This window comes from Pseudomonas caspiana (genome assembly GCF_002158995.1).
GTDB classification, from domain to species: domain Bacteria; phylum Pseudomonadota; class Gammaproteobacteria; order Pseudomonadales; family Pseudomonadaceae; genus Aquipseudomonas; species Aquipseudomonas caspiana.
In genome coordinates, this window is the sequence record NZ_LOHF01000004.1 from 188,188 (window position 1) to 211,759 (window position 23,572).

At 59.2% G+C, this 23,572-nt stretch carries 11 protein-coding genes; 3 read left to right on the forward strand and 8 right to left on the reverse strand.

Going from position 1 to position 23,572, the window contains the following annotated elements:
• Positions 1–2 precede the first annotated feature (2 nt).
• From AUC60_RS07480 to mnmC, 5 genes are all read right to left on the reverse strand, one after another.
• The gene (locus tag AUC60_RS07480) at positions 3–1,775 is read right to left on the reverse strand and encodes an N-acetylglutaminylglutamine amidotransferase (protein ID WP_087265452.1); all 1,773 of its coding nucleotides are present in this window, start codon (positions 1,773–1,775) and stop codon (positions 3–5) included.
• 288 nt (positions 1,776–2,063) lie between these two features.
• Positions 2,064–3,116, reverse strand: coding sequence for a lipocalin-like domain-containing protein (locus AUC60_RS07485; RefSeq protein WP_087265453.1), 1,053 nt, complete (start codon positions 3,114–3,116; stop codon positions 2,064–2,066).
• Positions 3,117–3,126: 10 nt separating this feature from the next.
• Positions 3,127–5,607: an ABC transporter permease gene (locus tag AUC60_RS07490; protein WP_087265454.1), complete on the reverse strand. Its 2,481-nt coding sequence runs from the start codon at positions 5,605–5,607 to the stop codon at positions 3,127–3,129.
• A 1-nt stretch (position 5,608) separates the two neighbouring features.
• Positions 5,609–6,277: an ABC transporter ATP-binding protein gene (locus AUC60_RS07495; RefSeq protein ID WP_087265455.1), complete on the reverse strand. Its 669-nt coding sequence runs from the start codon at positions 6,275–6,277 to the stop codon at positions 5,609–5,611.
• Between the two features lie 186 nt (positions 6,278–6,463).
• Positions 6,464–8,440, reverse strand: coding sequence for a bifunctional tRNA (5-methylaminomethyl-2-thiouridine)(34)-methyltransferase MnmC2/FAD-dependent 5-carboxymethylaminomethyl-2-thiouridine(34) oxidoreductase MnmC1 (gene mnmC, locus AUC60_RS07500; RefSeq protein WP_087265623.1), 1,977 nt, complete (start codon positions 8,438–8,440; stop codon positions 6,464–6,466).
• A gap of 181 nt (positions 8,441–8,621) precedes the next feature.
• Between mnmC and AUC60_RS07505 the strand changes: the two genes are divergently transcribed.
• Together AUC60_RS07505 and pap are read left to right on the forward strand one after the other, a co-directional pair.
• Complete coding sequence (locus tag AUC60_RS07505; RefSeq protein ID WP_087265456.1) at positions 8,622–13,355, forward strand: dermonecrotic toxin domain-containing protein; 4,734 nt, start codon at positions 8,622–8,624, stop codon at positions 13,353–13,355.
• Positions 13,356–13,573: 218 nt separating this feature from the next.
• Entirely contained in the window at positions 13,574–15,070 is a 1,497-nt protein-coding gene (gene pap / locus AUC60_RS07510; RefSeq protein ID WP_087265457.1) for a polyphosphate:AMP phosphotransferase, read from the forward strand.
• A gap of 147 nt (positions 15,071–15,217) precedes the next feature.
• Here pap and AUC60_RS07515 read toward each other — a convergent pair whose 3' ends face one another.
• From AUC60_RS07515 to AUC60_RS07525, 3 genes are read right to left on the reverse strand one after another with little or no spacing between them, the layout of a single operon-like run.
• Positions 15,218–16,564, reverse strand: coding sequence for an HlyD family type I secretion periplasmic adaptor subunit (locus tag AUC60_RS07515; RefSeq protein ID WP_087265458.1), 1,347 nt, complete (start codon positions 16,562–16,564; stop codon positions 15,218–15,220).
• A 12-nt stretch (positions 16,565–16,576) separates the two neighbouring features.
• A complete protein-coding gene (locus AUC60_RS07520; RefSeq protein ID WP_420800724.1) occupies positions 16,577–18,724 on the reverse strand; it encodes a type I secretion system permease/ATPase in 2,148 nt (715 codons plus the stop codon).
• Positions 18,725–18,757: 33 nt separating this feature from the next.
• Positions 18,758–20,113, reverse strand: coding sequence for a TolC family outer membrane protein (locus AUC60_RS07525; protein WP_087265460.1), 1,356 nt, complete (start codon positions 20,111–20,113; stop codon positions 18,758–18,760).
• A 420-nt stretch (positions 20,114–20,533) separates the two neighbouring features.
• Between AUC60_RS07525 and AUC60_RS07530 the strand changes: the two genes are divergently transcribed.
• Entirely contained in the window at positions 20,534–23,404 is a 2,871-nt protein-coding gene (locus tag AUC60_RS07530) for a retention module-containing protein (protein ID WP_087265461.1), read from the forward strand.
• The last annotated feature ends 168 nt before the right edge of the window (positions 23,405–23,572 follow it).

Consider the following 23,572-nt stretch of genomic DNA (forward strand, 5'->3'; position numbering starts at 1 on the left):
AATTAAAGTCCTTGTTCGCTGAGCCACAGGTTCAGCGCTGCCAACTGCCACAACTTCGAGCCGCGCAGAGGAGTCAGTTGACCTTCCGGGTTGGTCAACAGTTTGTCGATCATGGCCGGGTTGAACAGGCCGCGATCCTGGCTTGGGTCCACCAGCAAGTCGCGTACCCAGCCCAGCGTGGCCCCTTCAAGATGCTTGAGGCCCGGTACCGGGAAGTAGCCTTTTTTACGGTCGATGACTTCCGAAGGGATGACCAGACGTGCAGCTTCTTTCAGGACCTGTTTGCCGCCATCGGGCAGCTTGAATTTGCCGGGAACACGCGCCGACAACTCCACCAGTCGATAGTCGAGGAACGGTGTACGCGCCTCCAGGCCCCAGGCCATGGTCATGTTGTCCACGCGCTTGACCGGGTCATCAACCAGCATGATCGTGCTGTCCAGACGCAAAGCCTTGTCGACTGCAGCATCGGCGCCCGGCTGAGCGAAGTGCTCCCGAACGAAGTCGCCTGCTGCATCATTGGCAGTCAGCCACTTGGGCTGCACCGTGGCCGCGTATTCGTCGTAGCTGCGGTCGACGAACGCATCGCGATACGCTGCAACCGGGTCGGCTGCGCCATCCACTTGCGGATACCAGTGATACCCGCCGAAAAGCTCGTCTGCACCCTGGCCGCTTTGCACCACTTTGCAATGCTTGGCGACTTCACGGGACAGCAGGTAAAAAGCGATGCAGTCGTGGCTGACCATCGGTTCGCTCATGGCACGGAACGCCGCAGGCAATTGCTCGATGATCTCGTGTTCCTGAATGCGCAACTGGTGGTGGTTGGTGCCGTAATGCTTGGCGATCAGGTCCGAATACTGGAATTCGTCGCCACGCTCGCCGCCCGCATCCTGGAAGCCGATGGAGAAGGTCGACAGGTTCTCGACACCGACTTCACGCAGCAATCCAACCAGCATGCTCGAATCGACGCCGCCGGAAAGCAGCACGCCGACATCAACCGCAGCACGTTGACGAATAGCAACGGCTTCGCGAGTGCTGTCGAGCACACGATCACGCCAGTCTTCCAAGGTGAGGTTGGCCTCGTCGGCGTGTGGGCCGTAAGGCAGATGCCACCAGGCTTTCTGCTCGGTCTTGCCATGGGCGTCGATGCGCATCCAGCTGGCAGGCGCGAGTTTTTCCACACCGGCAAGCAATGTGCGCGGAGCAGGGACCACAGCGTGGAAGTTCAGGTAATGGTTGAGTGCTACCGGGTCAAGCATGCCGCTGATGTCGCCGCCCTTGAGCAGCGCGGGCAGCGTCGAGGCGAAACGCAGGCGTTTGTCAGTGCGCGAGAAATACAGCGGCTTGACGCCCAGACGGTCGCGAGCAATGAACAGCTCTTGCGTGTCGCGATTCCAGATCGCGAAAGCGAACATGCCATTGAGCTTGGGCAGCATATCCACGCCCCAGGCGTGATAACCCTTGAGCAACACCTCGGTGTCGCCTTCGGAATGGAACTGATAGCCCATGCTTTGCAGCTCGGTACGCAGTTCCGGATAGTTATAAATCGCACCGTTGAATGCCATGGACAGGCCAAGGTGACTGTCGATCATCGGCTGCGCCGAGCCGTCCGACAGGTCCATGATTTTCAGGCGGCGATGACCAAGGGCAATCGGCCCCTGGCTATGAAACCCCCACGCATCCGGGCCGCGAGGCGCCAGCTCATGGGTAATGCGTTCAACAGCGGCCAGATCCGCTGGTTGATGGTCGAAACGTAGTTCACCTGCTAATCCGCACATAAGTCCTTACCGGTTTTCCGTTGGGGAGGAGGCTGAGAAAGTGCAGCCACCCAGAAACTGACCCATGGGAAACGGGGGAGTTTTAGATCAATCGGTTATAAGGGCTTCAGTGGCGGCTAGATTTGGGTTCAATTCCCGTATGAACTTTGGACTGCATTACCCCCGTGTGAGCAGAGCTTGCTCGCGATAATAACAGCGCGGTCTATCCGAAATCGAGTCTAGCCATATCGCGAGCAAGCTCTACTCCTACAGAGGATCGAAGGCACTTGCACTATATGCGTGCAGCCATCAATACCCGGTCATCTCCAGATACCCCACACCTTTATGACTGCCACTCAAGGTAATCGGGCCTTCCCAGTAGGGAATCCGCAGATCCATCCAGGCCTCGGGGTTTAGCGCTTGGGTAATGATCTCCAGACCCTTGCCGGGAATCTTTACCGACCAGCGGGTCGGTACGTCATGGTCCGCGACTCTTGTATTGGCCAATGGCGACAGGCTGATGTCCTTGGCGGTCAGCAACTGGATACTGCCATCCGCGCCAATCCAGGTGCCAGTCAGATAGGGCTCGCCCTGTTTCTGGCGCATGCGATACAGCATCAGTTCTTCTCCGCTGTCCAGGTGCACCGAGAACCAGTCCCAGCCGGTCTGGTTGGCGGTCAGCGGCTGGCTGCTCCATTCGCGATCCAGCCACGCCGGGCCGCTGACTTGATAGCGTTTGCCGGCAATGGTCAGTTCGCCCTCGGCTTGAAAATAGGGCTGACTGTAGTAGTACGAAGCCTGGCCCTGCTCGGATTTCTGACTGAAACCCTGTGTGCCTTGCAACACCAGCGGTTTGCTGGACGTCAGGTGGAGTTGATAAGCGAGCTGCGGACCCTTGGCCTGAAGTTGCATGTCGGTCAGCGGGTCTGCTGTGGGCGACGTGCTGTGCAGTTTCCAGTCGTCTATCCAGGCCGAAAACGGCGCAAGGTTCACGCCCGCTTGCTCGACGCCACCGCGGGCATAACGCTCCGCCGCGTAGTGCTGCGTGGCTGAGGTCACGGCGGCATGGCCCATCCAGATAGTGCCGTCGTTCCAGCCGGAACCCTGGTTGCCAGCCCGCAGCGCATTGCGGAACAGCGTCCATTGCACGCCGAAATTCTGGCCTTTCTCATCTTTGAGATTGGCCGTGATATACCACCACTCAATGCGGAAGCCCGGGTGTGGTCCGTGATCTGCCGGGAAGGCGAACTCACGGCCTGGTGTGACCGGCGTGAACTGTTCGGCTTGATTACCCATCCCGGCGAAACCCTGCTCGGGTTCGGCAGGCTTATCGCAGCCAGCAAGGGTCAGCAGAATTAGCATGAGCAAGAGATTAGTTTTCACTGGCAAACGTCCTCAGCAGATCGGCCGGGCGAGTGCGGGATAGCTTCCACAGCGGCCATGCGGAGGCGAGGAGGGTGGCAAGCAGTGCCAGCGCGGCCAGTTGCAGCAGCTGTAGCGGGAATACATGCAGCGGCAAACGCCAGCCAAAGGCCTGCACATTGATCACTGCATCCAGACACCATGCCAGTAACAGGCCCAATGGCAACGCCAATACCAGCGTCAGTACCGCGAGCAACCAGGTCTGGCCGAGGTTGAGCAGCATCAGCTGTCGTCGTGTGACACCCAGCGCCCACAAAGGCGCCAGTTGGCCGAGACGGCTTTGACTCTGGGTCAGCAGGCTGATGAACAACGCAATGCCCGCCACGGCCAGCGTCAGGCTGTTGAGGGCGGCGGTGGCGGCGAAGGTGCGCTCAAAAATCTGCGTGGACCAGCCTTTGAGCTGGGCCTGATCGACGATGTGGTTATCGTCCAGAGCAAAGCGCTGTTGCAGGGCGCTGAGCAGCGCGGGCACCGCGGCCGGATCGATGCGCAGGTTGAAACGATTGGCAGCCAGTTGCGGCCAGTGGCGCAGCAGGTGTTCGGAGTTGACCAGCAGATGACCCTTGGGATTGCCGTAGTCGGCGTAGATACCCACGATGCGTGGCGTCCATTGGCCGTCGGGAACTGGAATTGCCAGACTTTCGCCAACGTTCAGTTTGAGGCGACGGGCCAGTTGTTCGCTGATCATCACGCTGTCACTCTGGACCAGTTGATCCCACGGATCGCCACTGGCAGCCTCCAGCAGCGGCCAATGTTCGCGGTAGGTTGAATGATCCACCACACCGAACAGGTCTGCGGGCCAGCCTTGTAGCTGGATCGACACCTGTCGGTTCGGCAGTATCGCGCTGACCTCGGGCTGTTGCTTGAGCCAGGCCTGAATTTCAGGGGCTTGGGCCGCGTTTTGCGGCGTGACGTACAGCTCGGCAGTCAGGCGCTGTTGGAGCCAGTTGCCGAAGGTTTGCCGAAACCCGGACGTCATGCTCCCCGCGCCGATGTTCGCCGCCAGCGCCAGCAACAAGGCCATCAATGCCAGGCTGAGAGCGGGTAGTTGTTGACGGCAATCTGCAAGAAACCATTGGCCCAACACTGAGCGGCTGCGTCCCAGCAAGGTATTGAGCAGTCCATTGAGAAGCACCGGCAAGCCCAGAGCGGCAGATAGCAATAGACTGCCCGTCAAGACGAAACCTGCGGCGAGACTGTCACCCAGCACCAGCGCGGTCAATGCAATCAGTGCTGCACCGCCAGCCACCCAGCCCTGGCGTTGCAGCCAGCGGCTGTGGGCCTGATGCCAGGCTTGCGGGTTGGCCAGCGCCAGCAAGGGCAGACGCGCCGCGCGCAGCAGACTGTTAGCCCCGGCCAGCAATGCCCCCAGCACGCTCAAGCCAAGGCCACCCAGCCACCAGATCGGGCTCAGGCCCAGTTGGCCTGCGACTTCGGCACCATACAAACCGCGCAGGCTGGCAGCGACATCGGGTAGCAGCAGACTCGCCAACAGATAACCGCTGGCAATCCCGAGCAGGCCGCCGAGCAAGGCCAGAACACCCAGTTCCATGCTCAGTGCCGAGATCAACATTCTGGCGCTGACCCCGCACGCGCGCAGATTGCGCAGCAGTCCGCGTCGCTGCTCCAGCGCCAGGCCGATGGCCGCATGCACGATGAACAGACCGACGATGAAGGCCAATACGCCCAAGGCGTTAAGGTTCAGATGGAAGCTTTCGGTGAGACGCGTCAGGTTGTTCTCTTCGCCGCTTTTCTTCAGTTGAAGCTGACCGTTCAATTGCGGCGGCAACACAGGATTGCTCGCGGCGAAGTCTTTGGGCAGCAGCAGACGCGACACGTGATGAGGCATGTCCAGCAGTGGCTGAGCAAAGCCGATATCCGTGACCAACACGCCGGGCGCCATATCCACTCGACTGTGCAGCGGTGGCAGGCGCTGGCCGTTGCTGGTCAGCGGTTGTTGCCCTTCATGCAGGCCTAGCGCTTGCAGCGTCTGGGTCGCGATCCAGGTCTGGCCGGGCGGCGTGAGGAAGTCGACGATTGCGTTCAGGTCCAGAGTCTGTCCGGCAACCGCCGTACCGCTGGGCAATGACACCGGCTCGATGCCCATCAGTTGCACACGACGGTCTTCCAGCCCTTGAAGAAAGATTCGGCCCTGCACCACGGGCGATACGGGCCAGCCCTCACGGCGCAGGTTGATGAATACATCTTGTGAAAACGTCGCGTTGTTGGCGGTGGCCAGACTGCTTTGTGGTTCACCGCCGATCAGTTGGCTGGCCTGGGCATAGCTCTGCCGCGCCTGACTGTTGAGTGCCTGAACACCGGTCAACAGCGCGGTTGCCAGCCAAAGGCCGGTCAATACGCTGAAAAACTGCACCGGGTGACGTCGCCAATGGCTAAGCAGGGCGCGCAGTGTCCAGTAGAAAACCCGCACCTCAGCGACCGCTCCCGGTTGCCAGGCGACCGTGATGCAGGATCACTTTGTGAGTCAGACGCTCCGCCACCCGCGGGCTGTGGGTCACCATTAACAGGCTGGTCGAGCTGTCGGACAGCAGGTCCAGCAGTAATTGCAGGACTTCATCGCTGGTGGCTTCGTCGAGGTTGCCGGTGGGTTCATCGGCCAGCAGTAAACCGGGGCGCGATGCCAGCGCCCGGCCAATGGCTACTCGCTGCTGTTGGCCGCCGGAAAGTTGCTCCGGATAGCGCTTGAGCAAATCCCCAAGCCCCAGTCGCTCCACCAGTTGTGCCTGCCATTGCGGATCATGACGCCCAGCCAGTCGCGCCTGAAACGCCAGATTGTCCTCGACCTTGAGGCTGCCGATCAGGTTGAACTGCTGGAACACCAGGCCGATTTCCGTGCGTCGCCAGTTGGCCAGTTGTGCTTCGTTCATGCGATCCAGCCGCTGCCCGGCGATCTCGATCTGCCCTTCGTCAGCCTGATCAAGGCCCGCCACCAGGTGCAGCAACGTGCTCTTGCCGCTGCCGGATTCACCCATCAATGCCAGGCTGCTGCCGTTCTGCAAAACCAGATCCACCCCACGCAACACCGCCAGCGGACCCTGCGCGGTGGGGTAGCTCTTGAAGACGTTTTTTACCTCAAGCATGGGCTACTCGATTTTTTGGGGAGGGGGGAGGATAGCGGCTTGACGTCCAGGGTGTATCCAATTGCCTGGATTTCCTGGACATAAAGACCCCAGGGCTTGCTTTAGCCGGGAGCGCGCCAGTTCAGCCTCTGCACATCCTTCGTCATGAACATCGTCCTTCCGGTTAAAGCCGGTCCAGCGGGGCTGTTACTTTCCGCGAATCAATTCCCGCAACATGAACCGGTTCGGATGGCAGGCTTCTGCCACGTTGCGGGGTAGCGGCAGCGGTTCGTTATCGAGCCAGGCCGCGAGCAGTTCAGCGCACAGTGGCGCGGTGATCAGGCCGCGTGAGCCGTGGCCGCTGTTGATGTACAGGCCGTCCAGCCAAGGGCAGGGCGCTTCGGGTATCTGTCGGGCGTCTTTACTGAGTGCAGCATAGGTCTGGACAAACGTGCCCTTGTCCGCCAACGGTCCGATGATCGGTAGATAGTCCGGGCTGGTACAGCGGAAGGCCGCCCGGCCCTCCAGTTGTTCCGTCGGCAGATGAGTAGCGTCGAGACGCTCACTCAGGTCCGGCGAGATTTCCTGCAGCAGCTGCAGATTGCCCAAATGGTCCGCCGTGGTAGTGCTCAGATCTTCATTAGTGAAGTCGAAGCTGGCCCCCAGCGTATGTTCGCCAAGTCTTGCCGGAGCGATGTAGCCTTCGGCGCACACCACTGTGCTCAGCGCTTTGCTGGCCTCAGTTTGCGCCAGGCGCGTGATCTGCCCGCGAATACGCTTGAGCGGTAACGCAGCACTCAATGGGAATTGCTTGATATCGGCCGCACCCGCAAGAACCACCACCTCTGCCTGATCGAGCAACAGATCACCATCCCAAGCGTGCCACTGGCCGGACTCACGACGCAGCTCGACGACGTTGTGATGCAGCTGCACGCGAATATTCGGATGACTGACATGTGCATGACACAACGCAGGCGGGTGCACCCAGCCTCCCTCAGGAAAGAACAGGCCTCCCTGACCGAGCTGCACACCGCTGCGCGCTTCGGCAGCCGGCTTGTCCAGCGGATGCAGCAGTTCCTCGGGAAATGCCGCCGCCAGTTGTGCCTGCCGCTGAGCTTCCTTGTCGTTGAAGGCAAGTTGCAGAACACCGCATGCATCCCAATCGACACCTTTTTGCAGGCGCTCCAACATGCGGCGGGTGTAGCCGAAGCCGCTGAGGATCAACTGCGACAACGCCGTGCGGTGTGCAGACAGCTTCAGGTAAAGCACGCCCTGCGGATTACCCGACGCTTCCTGAGCAAGGTCGTTATGGCGCTCTAACAACGTCACCTGCCAGCCCCGTGCTGCGAGGCTTGCAGCGGTGGTGCAACCGGCCATGCCGCCGCCGATCACCATCGCCTTGCGGTCACCAGTCAGCGGTGCCGGGCGGGCGAACCAGGGTTTGATCGCGGGTGTTGGCGCGGCATCCTCCGGCCAGCCAAGGAAGGTGCCGCGCAACACTTCCCACTTGTGACCGATGCCTGGCACACGCTTCATTTTGAAACCCGCAGCGTTCAGGGCGCGACGGACCCAGCCAGTGCTGGTGAACGTGCCGATGGTCGAATTCGGTGCGGCGAGTCTGGCCAGTTCGGCGAACAGTTCAGGTGTCCACATTTCCGGATTTTTTGCCGGGGCGAATCCATCCAGAAACCAGGCATCGATCTGCCCATCCAGTTGCGGCAGCATGTCCAGGACATCTCCGATCAGCAGGGTCAGCGTTACCCGTCCGCCGTCGAACACCAGACGCTGAAACCCCTCATGCACGGCCACATATTGCTCAAGCAAAGGCCCCGAGAAAGGCGATAGCTCTGGCCACAGAGCCAGCGCGCGGTGCAGGTCTGACTGGCTGAGGGGGAATTTTTCGACGCTGACAAAGTGCAGCCGTGCAGACGCAGATGCGCACTCGGCGAACAGCTGCCAGGCGCAGAGAAAATTCAGCCCGGTGCCAAATCCGGTCTCGCCAATCACCAACCGACCATTTTCCGGCAATGCGCTGAAACGATCGCGCAGATCGTTCTGCACCAGAAATACGTGTCGGGTTTCTTCAAGGCCTGCTCCCGTCGCGAAGTAGACGTCGGAAAACTCCCGAGAGTGGGGGTTGCCCTGTTCGTCCCAGTCGATCTGGGCATGGCGGGTGATGGTCACAGTCTGGCTCGGCTTGGGGGCGGGGGCATGCATATTAGCGCAGCGCGCACTGGACCTGTAGGCACGGGGTTTACTGCACGACTGGGCATGTAGCAAAAAAACAACCCCGGTATTAACTATCTACCGCTTCTGGCGCTGTAGAAACTGATCACGTGCAGACTTCTTTTATAGGAGTTGTGCAATGAACCCGCCTGTAATCCAGCCCCATCAGGGCATCGTCAAAAATACGCTACCGTCCTGGTATGTCTACACCACCGCTGAGCTACGTCAGCGCCTGCACCGCGACATGTTGCGCAGTCACCACTTGCGCGACCAGGTGCAAAAGGCACTGGGCGGCATGCAGGACCTCACGGCATTTGCCCGGCCCATATTGTCCAGGGCGCTGACCCAGGCATTCGGGCCGGGGCTGGACATTGATCGCGATCACTTTCGTCATGTCCGTTTTGCGCAAAGCATATTGCCGTTACCGGGCCAACTGGTAGAACGCACTTCCACTGTGCAGTCGTTACTCGAGGCCGCGCTGCAGAACTTTCATCAGGAAGAGGTCGAGGAGGTCACTGCCGACTCGGTGATTTTTCAGGGCAAACCCAACCTGGCGACTTTTGCAGCGGGTACCAGCTTTCCCCATCCGCTGAAGATTTCCCCCGCAAAATTCATGACGTTGTGTCGAACGCTGGACTTGGGCGGGCAATATCAGGCCCATCTCAAGCGTGTACTGGAGCCTGCTGCCAGCGAGCGTCCGGCGGGAGCGCTCAATGCTGCCCAGATCAAGGACTTGCTCAGTCATCAGGTGCGCAATGCGTTGTATGTCGAGGCTCACTTGGCGCACATGAAGGGCGACGACGTTCTCTCCAATGGCGCTTATCGTTCGGTCCTGGCGGCGAGCGGGCATTGGGCGGAAAAGGGCCGGGTCGAGGCTGTACATATCCAGAGCCTGACCCTGCTCGGTTTCGCAGTGCGCGACATACTGGTTTTCCAGACCCGTGACCTGAGCGGCTGCGTGGTGTACCTGCCTGGCGATCCGTCTTCGCCGCTCAAGGAATACGACTCGCTGGATCACTTCATGAAAGAGCTGCGCGCAAAACTGAGGAGCGTCGGCTATCAGCAATATTTCGCCGGTTTTATTGCGCAACGGCGCAGGGCGGAGTTTCTTGGCAAGCTTCGCGCCTGCCTGACCCCTCATCGATTGCGGCCCGTACCAGGCGACACAGGTTTGATCGCCAGAAAATGGAAGGTGCCTGAGGTGGACGAGAATGCCGATCTTCGAGTGTGCGCCGAGACCCTTCCATACCCGTTGCTGGAGCACTTGTATTTCCAGCGAATGCTGCGCATCAAGGACGATGCCCGATCGTTGGCGGTGCCCACTGGCGATGAGGATGAAGCGTCACGCAGAGCGCGCCTTGCTCATTACCTGGCGTTGGGCATGAACGTGGTCAATATGGCTGCGTTGTTTGTGCCGATGCTGGGCGAAGTGATGATGGTGGTGGCTGGTGCGCAATTGCTGGTTGATACCTTTGAGGGCGTTGAAGCCTGGGTGGTGGGTGATATGGAGCAGGCGCTCGAACATCTGGCCAGCGTCGCGCAAAACCTGGCAATGCTTGCCGCGTTTGCTGCTGCCGGTAAAGTCGCGTCTCCAGGCGAGTTGCCTGCCATCACCGAGTCCTCTTTTGTGGGCAAGATGATCCCGGTCAAGCTGGAGAATGGTCAGACACGACTGTGGTCGCCGGATCTCACCCCATTCGCCAGTGATGTGATTCTGCCGCAAGGCATGAAACCCAGCGCCGAGGGCATTTTCGAGCACCAAGGCGTGAAATATGTGGGCCTGCAAGGCCGTTTTTATCGTGTCGAGCTGGATACGGCATTGAACAAATGGCGGATCAAGGCGCCACGCGCTAACCGTTATTCTCCATCGCTTGAGCACAACGGCGCGGGGGCGTGGCGACATGAGGGCGAGAATCCCCTGACCTGGGACGTGAAAACCTCATTCAGACGCCTGGGGTATTCCGTAGAGGCGCTTTCTGATCAGGCGGTTGAAGATGTGCTCGCGGTGACCGGCACCGACCAGACACTGCTCGCCACACTGCACCTGGAGTCCCTGCCGCCGCCTTCGGCGTTGACGGATGCGGTAGAGCGGTTCGGGTTGGACGAGCAAGTCACCCGGATGAAAGACGCCGACCCTGAATCGCAGTTTGATCGACTGAATCAGTTACGTGAGATCAGCGATGATCCGCTGGTGCAGCTCATCAAACGTGATTTTCCGGGCATGACGTGCGCTGGGGCTCGTGAATTGTTGAGCGAAGCCGGTACGGAGCAACTGGCGAGTATGAAAGCGACGCAATCCATTCCGTTGAATATCGCTGGCAGGGCGCGTGGCTACCTGCAGCAGACCCGTATCGATCAAGCCCTGGAAGGCTTCTTCCTGAAGTCCCCGGCAGCCAGTCCAGACACGCTGAAACTCTCCCTGCGGGGGCTGGAACAGTTGCCGGGCTGGCCGAGAAACCTGCGCATCGAAATACGCGACGAAGAGTTTGGCGGAGCATTGCTTGACGGTATAGGTGAGCGCTCCACTCCCGAGCGGAGAATTCTGATCAAAAAGGGCGATCTCTATACGCCTTGCGAGGCTTCGGGAAACAAGCTTGCGCCTCAGGACTCTTTTTTCGCCTCAATTCTGCATGCTCTGCCCAAGGCTGCCATACGCGACATCGGCCTCACCAACCCCGCTGCATTGCGCAGCCGGATTGTCAGCCAAGCAACCCGACAGCGTAGCTGGGTCGCGAAGATACTGGGGCTGCAGGAGATCACTCCAGGGTTTCGAGGCCCGGTGCGTCTGGCTGATCGGCGCTTTGGTTATGTGTTGAGCGGTCGAGGCGCGGCGTTACCCGATTTGCCAGCAGAGTCCGTTGAGCTGATTGCAGCGCTGAGCGTGCTTTACCCGGAAGTTCCCAGTATGGCAGTCCATGTACAGAATCTGCTTTATCGGGGCTGGAGTATTCCGCAATTAGTAGAAATGACACAGGCCAGATTGCAATCCTGGGAGATGTTGCGCAGTGCGTTGGAGGGTTGGGTAAATCCTGTCGGGCCTGGACGTGCGATCAGCAACGAACAGTTTGCTGTTCGCCAGGCTATTGCCGAGGCGCTGGCGCGCGCCTGGCGTTTTAGTGACCGGCTGTCGCCAATGCATTCCAGCAACATGCTCTTGGAAAATATTGATCTGACCGGCTTCTCCGACATGCCCGAGTTGCCTGCTCATTACGCGGAAATTCATTACCTGACGCTGAGTGGTGTCACGGGGGGGATGGAAGATGTAAACCGCTTTCTGGGGCGCTTTGCGCATGTGACCCGGCTGGAAATCCTTGGCCGTGGTTTGTCGGCAGTACCAGAAAGCGTGGGGGGTATGGGGAGTTTGGTCCACCTGTCACTTGAAGGCATGGGGCTCACGATTGATCAGCAAGCCATGGAACTGTTCATGAGAATACAAACGCTGGATGAACTGGACCTGTCCGGTAATGTGCTCGGCGAGATTACTGACGTGAGTCGTCTTCGGGTGGCAACCCTGTGGCTTAACCAGACAGGACTGACCCAGTGGCCATCTTGGGTTGAGGACCTGCCGTTGCAGTCGCTGGATATCAGTGACAACCAGATCACTCATCTACCTGATCATATTATCGAAAACAGTGTGGGCCAACCGTCGCAGTTGACCATTCACGCTTATGAAAACCCTATCAACTTTGAGGACTTGCGCAGGTTCTGGATCAATGATCGCGGCTACGACATGACCTATCGCCTTGAATATGATTTCCCCGAGGAGATTCGGGAGCTGGTCGTGAATACCACTTCCAGCGATGACGAAACTTCCTCGGACGACGATGTTGGTTGGCATGCTCATAACGCCGGTCATGTGCCTCTTGCTCCTCCTGTGCCATCGATGGAAATCTGGCTTGTCGAGGGGCGCACCGAGTTGAACTCCAGATTGAGCTCCGCCTGGCAAACGGTCGCAGGGGCTGGCGATGCGCCCAATCTGCTGGTATTGCTGCAGAGACTTCGCGAGGCCCCGGACTTCCAGCGCTTTCACGAAGAGTTGGCCAATGATGTGATGAGGGTGCTTGAAGCTGCCGCAGAGAATCCGATATTGCGCGCTGAACTGGAAACCATGGCAGATGATCGTCTGTTCGGTGCAGACCAGACCTGTGAAGACGGCGCGAGGCTTATTTTCAGCGACATTCAGGTGGCAGTTTATGCGCAGAGTGAGTTGCAGGGCGTGCCTGAGGCGCAGCACACCGAGGTGCTGTTCCGGGTCTTGCGAGGTCTGTTTCGCCTCAATGAGGTGCAGACGATCGCAGATCTGGAAATCGCCAGCCGCGAAGCGCGCGGTATTCATGTTGATCATGCGGAAGTACGTATCGCGTATCGAATCGGCCTGGCTCAGGATCTGAACTTGCCGGGCCAGCCATTGAGCATGGCCTGGAGCCGACTCGCCTCGGTGGATCGACAGGCGATTCTCAGTGCTCGACGTCTGGTACTGGAGCGCGAGCTGAGTGACGAATTTGTAAACTATGCGCTGGCTGATCGCCGCTGGAACGAGCGCCTGCGTGCTGAGCATCAAACCGATCTGGAGCGTGTCACCGCTTCCATCAAAGCGCAGATGGATGCCCTTGAGGAGCACCCACCGGTGGATGCAACCGAGGAGCTGCGCCGCCGCTCGGAGATCAATATCCGTCTGATGGCCGCCCAGATGACTACCGATCTGGAGACGTTTGGCCAGGCGACTCTTGAGCTTGAAGAACTGACCGCCAATCCGCCCATTGATAACGATGAGTACGACCGGCAAGGCCGGGCCTTGATCGCGAGCCTTAGTGCGGCCGAAAAAGCATTGCTGGAACAGTTGACCAATAACATGCGCCAGCAATGGTTCTGATTCATTGATCCATCCCCGGCAACTTTGCCGGGGATGGATTAGTCTGAGGTTTGCCGGCGATTACATATCTTGTGGTTGTGGGAGCCGGGCTTGCCCGCGATACAGGCGCTGCGGTTTATCAGGCAGACCGCGTCATCGTTCATCGCGAGCATGCCCGGCTCTTACAGGGGCATCGTCGTTGCAGATGTTTGTGTGGGTTTAGGCTAGAGGAGTCATGCATGTTCGAATCCGCTGAAATCGGTCACGCCATCGCCAAGGAAACCTACGACGCTGAAGTGCCCGCCTTACGCGAGGCGTTGCTGGAAGCGCAATACGATCTTCATCAACAGGGCAAGCGTCAGATCATCGTGCTGATCAATGGCATTGAAGGCGCGGGCAAGGGCGAGACGGTCAAACTGTTGAATGAATGGATGGACCCGCGCTACATCGAAGTGCGCACCTTCGACCAGCAAACCGATGAAGAACTGGCACACCCGGCAGCCTGGCGTTACTGGCGGCAATTGCCAGCCAAGGGCCGAATGGGGGTTTTCTTCGGCAACTGGTACAGCCAGATGCTCCAGGGCCGGGTTCACGGCTTGTTCAAGGACGCGGTACTCGATCAGGCAATCAACGGCTCCGAGCGGCTTGAAAAAATGCTCACCGATGAAGGCGCGCTGATTTTCAAATTCTGGTTTCATTTGTCGAAGAAACAGATGAAATCGCGCCTCAAACAGCTCAAGGACGATCCGTTGCACAGCTGGCGTATCAGTCCGCTGGACTGGCAGCAATCGAAAACCTACGACAAGTTTGTCCGTTACGGCGAGCGCGTATTGCGTCGTACCAGCCGTGAGTACGCGCCGTGGCATGTCATCGAAGGCGTCGATCCGTATTACCGCAGTCTGACCGTCGGCCGATTGTTGCTTGAGGGGATGCAGGCGGCGCTGAACGCTCCCAAGACCAAAGCGCAGCCGCTGAGCGTTGGACCGCTGGCGCATAACCATGACGAAGTCACGCTGCTGGGCAGCCTCGACATGAGTTTGAGCCTGGAGAAGGATGATTACGAAGAACAGTTGATTACCGAGCAGGCGCGTCTGTCGGGCAACATTCGCGACAAGCGCATGCGTAAACATGCATTGGTTGCGGTGTTCGAAGGCAACGACGCGGCAGGAAAGGGCGGCGCAATTCGTCGCGTTGCCGCAGCGCTCGATCCGCGCCAATACAACATCGTGCCCATTGCCGCACCCAGCGAAGACGAACGCGCCCAGCCTTACCTATGGCGCTTCTGGCGACAGATTCCGGCGCGGGGCAAGTTCACTGTTTTTGATCGTTCCTGGTACGGTCGAGTGCTCGTGGAACGGGTTGAGGGTTTCTGCAGCGAGGCCGACTGGTTACGTGCCTATGGCGAGATCAATGACTTCGAAGAGCAACTGACCGATGCCGGGATTGTGGTGGTCAAATTCTGGCTGGCGATTGACGATAAAACCCAGCTGGAGCGGTTCAAAGCTCGGGAGAAGATCCCTTTCAAGCGGCACAAGATCACCGAAGAAGACTGGCGCAACCGCGAAAAATGGCCGCAGTATCGTGAGGCGGTGGGCGATATGGTGGACCGCACCAGCACTGAAATTGCGCCCTGGACACTGGTTGAAGCCAACGACAAACGCTGGGCGCGGGTGAAGGTGCTGCGTACGCTGAACGAGGCACTGGAAGCGGCGTTTGCCCGGGACAAGAAGAAGTAGTTTTGATGTCAGTGTTGAGACTTAACTCCAGATGAGACCTCAGCGCCTGTATCGCGGGCAAGCCTCGCTCCCACAGCAGAATGCGATCTCATGTGGGAGTGAGGCTTGCCCGCGATACGGCGCCTCGGTACATCAGACGACCAATCGTCAACGCTCCCGCATCGCCTCTGTCCGCGCCTTCAATACCGGCTTCAACAGATAATCCATAACGCTTTTCTCACCCGTAATAATGTCCACCGTGGCAATCATGCCGGGGATGATCAGCAACGGTTTCTCGTCGCTGCCCAGGTGGTTGCGATCGGTCCGGACCTGGATCAGGTAGAAACTGTTGCCCTTGTCATCGGTCGTGGTGTCCGCCCCGATCAACTCGAGTCTGGCCGGCAGCCCGCCATAAATCGTGTAATCATAGGCGCTGAACTTGACCATGGCTTTCTGGCCGGGGTGCAAAAAGGCAACGTCCTGCGGTCGTACTTTTGCTTCAATCAACAGGTTGTCTTCCAGTGGCACAATCTCGACCAGATCACTGCCTGGCTGGACCACGCCGCCGATGGTATTGACCTTGAGCATCTTGACCACGCCGCGCACCGGCGAAACTACAGTCGTGCGGCTGACCCGGTCATCGATAGCAATACGGGTGGCGGTGATTTTCGCCAACTCCGAACGCCGCTCGTTGAGCTCTTTCGACGCCTCTGAGCGGAAGGTCATCTCCGATTCCTGCACCTTGCTCTTGATCTCGTTGATCGCTGCTTCAGCCCGGGGAATGGCCAGTGTCGCGGCCTCCAGCGAACCGCGGATGTCCACCGCGCTCCTTTTCAACCGCAGAATTTCTACCGGCGACACTGCTCCTGAAGCCACCAGCGGCGAAGACATGTTCAGCTCTTGCTGCACCAGGCCGAGGCTGCTGCGATATTGCTCCTGCTTGGCGCGAAACTCGGCCAGCTCCTGGGTTTTCTGTCGCAGTTGCTCGTTCAACGTACGCTGTTCGCTGCTCAGGCGACGCTGCCGTGATTGGTACAGCGACAGTTCATCCCGTGCGGTTTGCGAAGCCTTGGCGACGATCTCGTCCGAGAGTTTGAAAGGCCAGCCCTGAGACTCCGCTGACAATCGCTCCACCTGAGCACTCAAGGTATAGCGGTCTACTTCGCTTTCACCCTTGTTGGAGAGAAAACGCGTGTCATCCAGACGCAACAGGGTGTCGCCCTTGTTCACCAGTTGCCCTTCGCGGACAAAAATCTCGGTGACGATACCGCCTTCCAGATTCTGGATGACCTGCACTTTGCTTGAAGGAATGGCTTTGCCTTCGCCTGTGGTGACTTCCTGCAGAACGGCGAATTTGGCCCACACCACTGCGGTCAGCATGAGGCCTGCAACTACCCAGACGGTGATGCGCGATTTGCGCGGCGAGTCCTGCGCCATGGCACCGGCCAGATATGGCATGAATTCGATGTCTTCGCGCAGACGAGGATTGAAGTAGCGGGGAGAGAAGGCGCGCATAAGTGATGCTCCTTAAACTGTGCCCGAGCCGACCTGGCCCCGGCGCAGTGCTTCGATTACAGCGTCTTTGGGGCCATCCGCGACGAGCTTGCCGTTGTCCATGACCAGCAAGCGATCCACCAGGGTCAGCATCGACATGCGATGGGTGACCAACAACAGGGTTTTGCCAGGTAGCAAGTCGTACAGATGCTGGCGTAGTTGGTCTTCGCCGCTGTTGTCCATGTGGCTGGTGGGTTCATCCAGTACCAGCAGCGGCGGGTCGAGCAGCAGCGCCCGTGCCAGTAATACCGTCTGCCGCTGCCCACCGGAGAGCAGTTGCCCACGCTCGCCCACCGGCCGGTCAAAACCCTGCGGATGACGCAAGGCCAGCTCGTCTACCCCGGTAAGACGAGCCACTTCGAGCATGCGTGAATCACTGATATAGCGCGCGCCGAGCGTCAGGTTGTCGCGCAGGCTGCCGGACAGCAGCGGCAGGTCATGGGCGACATAGCCGATCTGCTGGCGAACATCGGCGACGTCCAGTTGCCGCAGGTCGAGGTTGTCCAGCAACACCTGGCCCTCATCCGGCGTGTAAAAACCCATCAGCATTCGCGCCAGGGTGCTTTTGCCAGAGCCGCTGCGGCCAATGATGCCGATGCGCTCGCCGGGACGAACGTTGAAGCTGACCGCCGATAACGCTTCAGCACCCTTGTCTGCGTAGCGAAAGCTCACTTTTTCCATACACAAACCGCCCAGCAGTGTGCTGTTCTGCAGCGGCTTTTGCCCGGCGTGGGTTTCCTGAGGCAAGGTCATCAAGGCGTCGGTACTGGTCATGGTCAGTCGCGCTTGTTGATAGCGAGTGATTAAACCGGCGATTTGCCCCAGCGGCGCCAGCACCCGGCTGCCGAGCATGTAGGTGGCGACCAGCGCGCCGACGCTTAGGCTGCCCGCGATGATGCTGTAGACCCCAGCCACAATCGTCGCCATGCCCGCGAACTGCTGAACGAACAACGTGCCGTTGCTGGCGAGCGCCGCGAGGTTGCGGGCGTGGCCGTCGAGGCGGGTGAGGGTGCCATGGGTGCTTTCCCACTGGTGTTGGTGCTGGCTTTGCGCACCGCAGGCCTTGAGGGTTTCCAGACCACCGAGGGTTTCAATCAGCAGGCCCTGACGTTCAGCGCCTAATGTGAGGCTTTTTTGGACGGTATCGCGCAAGCGGATCTGGATCAGCCAGGCGAAGATTATCGTCAGCGGGAAGGCGATCACCGGGATCAGCACCAGCCAGCCACCCAGCAAGCCGATGACCACCAGCATCAATGCGGCGAAGGGCAGATCAATGAGGCTGGTCAGGGTGACGGCGGTGAGAAAATCTCGCAGGCCTTGAAAGTCATGAATGCTTTGAGCGAAGCCGCCAATAGTCGCGGGGCGCGCTTTCATGGTCATGCCGACGATGCGCTCGAACAGCGTGGCGGAAAGAATCAGATCGGTTTTACGTCCAGCCTGATCCAGCAAATGTGCACGAATCAGGCGCAGACCGAGTTCGAACAACGTACCGATCAGCAGCCCGATGGCCAGCACCCATAGGGTTGAAGTGGCCTGATTGGGCACCACCCGGTCGTAGGTCTGCATGACGAATAGCGGCACCATCAAGCCGAGCAGGTTGATCAACAGGCTGGCCAGAATCGCGTCGCTGTACAGCCCGCGCGACAGTTTAAGGGTGTCGCGAAACCATGCCTTGACCCTTGGCACCAGTTGTCCGCGCAGGTCTTCGAGTTCATGGCGCGGGCGGGCGAACAGTGCCTGGCCGCTGTAGCTTTTGCTCAGCTCCTCACGCGTAACCCATTGCTCGCCGCCCTCGCTTTCACAAGGCAGGATCATTGCCCGGCCGTCTTCGCCCCAGCGTCGGAGTACGGCACAGCGCCCACCTTGAAGCAGCAGTAAAACCGGCAGGTTCAACGTATCAATGGCATCAAGTTCGCGGCGTAGCCAGCGCGCCTGCAATCCGGCCCGTGCCGCAGCCCGAGGCAGCAAATCGACGCTCAAGCGCTGTTCGGCCAGGGGCAGTCCGGCGCTCAGGCTGGTTCGGCTGGCCGCACAGTCATGCAGTCGGCAGAGGATCAGCAGACCGTCGAGCAGCGGGTCATCAAAGCTTGAGCGGGCATCAAGTGAAAAGGGCAGTTCCATGCTGGTCACAGGCGTACTCCCGAGGCAGGCGCGTTATTTCAGTTCTGGCAGGCGAGCGTCGCTTTTGACTTCCGTCAGCGCGATGGCCTCGGTGGGCACTACCACCCGCTGCTTGCGCAGCAATTCACCTTCGGTGGCGAGCACGCGGTACATGGCGAACTCTTCGGTGTAACGCACTTCGGTGTAGCGACGGCTGGCGTTGTACAGCTCGTTTTCGCTGTCCAGCAGGTCCAGAAGCGTGCGTTGGCCCAGGCCGAACTGATCCTGATAGGCCGAGCGGACGCGGGTGGTGGTTTCGGCGTATTCCCTGGCTGCGGGCGTCTGCAGACGAGCGTTGGCCATGGCGTTCCAGGCCAGCGACAGGTTCTCGTTAAGCATGCGCAGGGCGTTGTTGCGGATGTCCAGAGCTTGTCCGGTCTTGTAGGAGTCCGAGCGTAGGCGAGCCTTGTCGCGGTTGCCGTTGAACAGGTTGTAATTCATCACCACGGCCGCCCGCCATTCGTTGTCGTGGCCTTCCTCGCCCTGCAAATTGTTGTTGGCGCCCACCGCCACTTCGGCATCGAAGCGTGGGTAGAACGGCGACTTGGCGATTTCGTATTGTTTTTGGGCGGCGTTTACATCGGCCTGAGCTGACTTGAGATAGGGGTTGTTGATCAACATGCTCTGCTGCGCGGCACTGAGGCTCAACGGCACTTCGCCCTTGATGGACGGCGGTGTTTCCAGCTCGTCCGGCAAGCGGCCGACAGCGCTGAAGAAGTTGGCTTCGGCGTCGGCCAGATCCACTTGGGCGGTGTAGAAATTGTTCTCCGCCAAGGCCCGACGGGCTGCCGATTGGTCGCGATCAGCGGTGCTGCCCACGCCGCGCTCACTGCGCAGGCCTATCTGGTCGTTGATGCGCAGGTGCGCTTGCAGGTTGTTTTTGGCGAGAGTCAGCAACTCGCGGCGTTTCAACACGTCGAGATAAACCTCGATAGCCCGTAACGCGAGGCTTTCCGAAGTGCCCCGCACGTAATACGCCCGGGAGTCCACCACCGCCCTGGTGCGGCCGACTTCGTTAGGGGTGTTGAAACCATCGAACAGCAACTGGCGCAGGCGCAGTTCCGACTGGGTGTAATTCAGGTCGCGATTGTCATGGCCGTAAATCGCCCGGGTGGTCGGGTTGTCGGTGCGTTGCCGGCCGTAGCTGGCGACCAAATCAACTGCGGGTAGATAACCCCCTTTGGCAACGTTCACATCCTCATCGGCAGACAACCGGTTGTTCTTGCTGGCCTGGATTTCCGGGTGGTTATCAATGGTGTTCTGAATGGCGTCGGTCAACGTCATGGCTTGCGCCTGGGCACAGGCCACCGCCAACACCACAGCACCGTAGAGCGGGGTCAAATCGCGCATGAATACTTCTCCCTAAGTAATAGTGTTCTTGATTGCCAAAAAAATGACTTTCCGTGCGTTTAAAACCGTATCAGGTTTGTAACATCACAGCTAAGAACAACTTAGGGGCCACTCAAGACGTTTTTCTCATAACGCTTATGCCAAAAAAAACTTATGAAAATTTCACGGGGAGGGCGATTGTTTATTGGTCGTTGCGCTATAAAACAAAGGCTTGTGAGCACTGTTTTTGGTTGATCAGGTTTTTGGCAGAAGTTTGACTTTGCCTTTGTCGATGATTTCAAAGGTAAAAAAACGGTACAGATGGTGTGTCGGTTTTTTGTCGTTTTGATAAATGTCGGTCGTTTAACGGGTTATAGAGCGCGCGAATGGCGTGGTTTTGTAACGTGAGCAGACCGGATTGTTGCGAATACTGGAGGGAATATGGTCGGGTTTATCGGGACGGTGCGACAGGTGGTGGGTGAAGTGTTTGCAGTGGCGGGAGACGGTACGCGCAGGCTGCTGATCGAGGGCGATCGCCTGTTCGCCGGGGAACAGTTGCAAACCGGATCTGGCGGCGCGGTAGCGGTCAATCTGGATGCCGGAGGCGAACTGACGCTTGGGCGTGGCAGCAGCCTGCAACTGACGCCACAGTTGCTCAATCATCAGGCAGGTCATGTCACGACTGGCGACGAGCTGACCCCGTCTCTTACTCCTTCCTCCTCCACACCGGCCGTCTTGCCTGAGCAAGTCTTTAGCGCTGATGCCCCAACGCAAACGCCTGAAGCGGCCGCCCCAGAACCGGCCCCGGATGGATCGTCCCTGGGCGGCGGGCATTCGGCGATGCTGTTGACTGAAGTCGGCGGGGAAGTAAGCCCCGAGATTGGGTTTACGACCCAGGGCTTGAGCAGCGCTCCCGAGTTTCCCGAAGGGCGTATTGAAGGTCTTCCCGATTCGTCGGATGCCTCGGGCTCCGTTTTCGTACCTCCGGTTGTCGTGGTTCCACCTACAGAACCCGAGCCGCCGGTTGAGCCGGAACCGCCGGTCGAGCATCCCGTCGATCATGGCGTTGAATTGTCCGGGGGACAGTTGACCCTGGCTGAAGGCGACCTGTCCTGCGGCCCGGTCACTCAGTCCGGGGTGTTCACGGTCAACGCGGTCGATGGGTTGCAAAGCCTGGTGGTAGGAGGGCTGGCCGTCATCAGCGGCGGTGTCGTCGCAGGATTTCCGCTGAGCACACAGACCCCTCTGGGTAATACATTCAGCGTCACCGCCTATGATCCAGCCACGGGCGAGGTGAGTTACAGCTATACGTTGCAAGGTGCGATAGAGCATCCCGTAGGCGAGGGCGCCAATACCCTGGGTGAGTCCTTTACCGTGGTGGCCCGGGACACAGATGGTGATCAGGCTGACAGCACTCTGGACATCAACATCGTCGACGACGTGCCTGAAGCTCATTGTATTGAAGTGACATTGAGCGCCGATCCGGATTGCCCGGGCGCGCCATTGCCCGGTGCCAGCGGAAGCCTGTTACAGGGCGGGACTTTTGGTGCGGACGGAGGCTTCATTCACTCTATCAGTCTTAACGGCACCACTTACAGCTATGACCCTGAAACCGGATGTAGTACTGGCTCGTGCGAGGGAACAGGGGTGTTCGACCCTGCGACTTACAGTCTGACGGTGACCAGTGAAGGTGGCGGGACCCTGGTGGTGAACATGCTGAATGGGGACTTCAGCTATACACCTTCAACGAACCCCGCTTGCGAACCGCTGACCGAGAATATCCATTATGTGATCAGCGACAACGATGGCGATCTGGCGGGCTCTGATCTGCAGATTCACGTCCCGGCTATCCTGCCTCCCGAGGGGCCAACCGCAGTGGTGGACAATGTCATCACCAACATCCTCGCACCTTGCATTGAAGTGCCTGGTGTCTTGCTGGTGACCAATGACGTGCCCGGTAGCGGCGGCCCGTTGACTGCCAGCCCGACGGTTTTTCATACGGGCTGGCAGGTCAAGGGCGAGGGTTTCTCCAACGACTGCCAGAAGACCATCGACTTCTCCGGTAAGCGGGACAACTCCGCCAATCAACTGAAGAACCTTGAGCGCAGCGACTTTGCGAACACCGGCGCAATGACTGCATTGGTGGTGATCACCGGTTACCTCGGCGCGTTCAGTGGCCCGGGGGCCAATGCCCAGGACCTCTACAGCGTTAACCTGATGGCTGGCGAGAGCGTGGCAGTTGATCTGAAAAGCCTGGGTGATCAGGTGGGGGTCTTCTGGCAACTGGATGGCGGAGAGTTCCAGCCGCTGGACGCCGGCGGGACATTTACTGCAACCGAGAACGGCGTATACCGCCTGCTGGTGGTTAATCAGCCTGATGCCGGTCAGCCCGGCCCGGCGGTGCACTACACCCTGGATCTGGTCATCGACTATAGCGCGGCCGATACGACCCCCAATCACGAAGGTGCTTACACCGTGAACGACGGCCACGGCGGCAGCGATTCGGCGGCAGTGAACATCAGCTATCAGGAAGGCTGCACCTTGCTTGGTACCACGGGTGACGACGTACTGCTCGGCGGCGCTCAGGACGACAGCCTGCACGGCGGGGATGGTGACGATGTACTCAGTGGTGGTGCAGGCAATAACGACCTGTATGGCGATAACGGTAATGACGTTCTGTTCAGCGGCTCAGGCAATGACGTGCTGGATGGCGGCGCGGGCAATAATACCGCCAGTTACGCATTGGCCGACTCCGGCGTCACGGTCAGCACTGCGCAGCTTGGGCCACAGCACACTGGCGGGGCGGGTACTGATACGTTGATCAACATCCAGAACCTGACCGGATCGGATTACGATGATCACCTTACCGGTGACTACGAGGCTAATGTCATCAATGGCGGGCTTGGCAACGATGTGTTGGTGGGTGGTCTGGGCAACGACACCCTGACCGGCGGGGCAGGTCATGACACGTTCAAATGGCTGGCGGGTGACAGCGGGCACGATCTGGTAACTGACTTCAGTCTCGGTGCTGACACGCTGGACTTGTCGAAGCTGCTGCAGGGTTTTAGCGTCGGTACGGATTCGCTGGATGACTTTCTGCATTTCAAAGTCACGGGCAGTGGCGCGGACCTGGTGTCGAGTATCGAGATCGGCTCGGGCGGCTCTTCACAGACGATTGATCTGGCGGGCGTCAATCTGGCGCAGCACTACGATGTCGGGGTGGGCGCCGGCGGGATTGTTGCTGGGGCTGATGCGGGGTCGATCATCAGCGGGATGCTGGGGGATCATTCGTTGAGGGCGGATGTGGTTTGATGTGTTTGCTTTGAGTTGTGTCTAGCCTTATCGCGGCGCGTTAACTGCTTCTATTGGTTGCGCCCTTACGGCGCCTCACTTTTGAACAGCCCAAAAGTAAGCAAAAGGCTCTTGCCCCACCACTCGGCACCTCGCCTAGGCTCGGTGTACCCGCCCGCAGATCCTGAA